We start from the raw sequence: 1,030 nt of genomic DNA on the forward strand, positions 1-1,030 counted from the left end.
GTGGCTTCGTCAGCACATCTGCAATCTGCTCGTCCGTCGCAACATACAGGAGCTTCACAGCTCCTCTCTGCACCATATCCCTGATATAGTGATATTTGATCTCTATGTGTTTCGACCTGTCATGAAACACTGGGTTCTCAGACAGCTTCACACAACTCTGGTTGTCACAAAAGATACCAGTAGCATCCAATGGGAGATCAAATAACTCAGACAGTAGCTTCCGTAGCCATACTGCCTCACAACTAGCTGAACAAGCTGCAACATACTCTGCTTCAGCTGTACTCAGTGCTACGCAGGACTGCTTCCTGCTAAACCAAGAGATCACACCTGATCCCATACTGAAGCAGCACCCAGATGTGCTCTTCCTATCTGCAGCACTGCCTGCCCAATCTGAATCAACATAACCCTGCAGGTTAAACTTTTGATTCGCATCATACTTGAGCCCATAATCAATTGTACCCTTCAGGTACCTCAGAATATGCTTTACAGCAACCAGGTGAACACTCCTCGGATCCGTCAGGAACTGGCTCAATGTGTTCACCGCAAAGCAAATATCTGGTCTCGTGTTCATCAGGTACATCAAGGACCCAATCATCTGACGATACATTGTGACATCAATCGGATCAGATGAAGCATCACACAGAAGCTTCAGGTTCGATGCCATAGGTGTGGCCATGGCCTTGCAGTCCATCATCCCGAACCTCTTCAGGATCTCTACTGCATACTTCCCTTGTCCAAGGAAGATTCCATCTGCACTCTGCCACACCTCCATGCCTAGAAAGTAGTGCATCATCCCCAAGTCCTTCATCTCGAACTCGGCAGCAAGCTTCCTCTTTGTGTCGGCAATCAATCTATCCTCACCTGTTACAAACAGGTCATCCACATACAATAGTAGTATCACTGGATTGCCTTCCTCAACCTTGTAGTAAAGGTTGGAATCTGCTTTACTCTTGGTAAATCCCAAACTGGATAGAAAACTTCCCATCCTACCATACCAAGTCCTAGGAGCTTGCTTCAAGCCATACAAGGC

General features: G+C 47.0%; 1 protein-coding gene. It reads right to left on the reverse strand.

Annotated features, from left to right (window positions below; translation table 11 throughout):
• On the reverse strand, positions 1-964 hold a 964-nt coding region (locus tag DC366_RS19480; protein WP_279305774.1), incomplete at its 3' end, for a Ty1/Copia family ribonuclease HI.
• Positions 965-1,030 lie beyond the last annotated feature (66 nt).

The organism is Pelagivirga sediminicola, from assembly GCF_003072125.1.
Classification (GTDB): domain Bacteria; phylum Pseudomonadota; class Alphaproteobacteria; order Rhodobacterales; family Rhodobacteraceae; genus Roseovarius; species Roseovarius sediminicola.